This is a genomic window from Oleiphilus sp. HI0043, assembly GCF_001634935.1.
In genome coordinates, this window is the sequence record NZ_LWEY01001053.1 from 1 (window position 1) to 269 (window position 269).

Sequence of the window (269 nt, forward strand, 5' to 3'; positions counted from 1 at the left end):
AAGAGCTTTCCTAGATATTTGCAAGCTTGCTCTCTACGCTATGACAAAATGGCAAGAGATATGGCCAATGAAAGGCGCTATGTACCCTTACTATCCGAATGGTGGGAGCAATACGAACTTCGAAAAAAACAGCTGGATGCTCAAGGTTTAAAGTGCGAAAACCTGGAGCGATTTCGCTGGTTACTGGAGGAGCAACGAGTGTCTTGGTATTCACAGCAATTGGGTACGAGTGAGACTGTCTCAGAGAAAAGGTTAAACAAACTCTGGGA

At 44.6% G+C, this 269-nt stretch carries 1 protein-coding gene; it reads left to right on the plus strand.

The window, feature by feature from the left end:
* Positions 1 to 60 precede the first annotated feature (60 nt).
* On the plus strand, positions 61 to 269 hold a 209-nt coding region (locus tag A3729_RS30800), incomplete at its 3' end, for a DUF3418 domain-containing protein (RefSeq protein WP_231877423.1).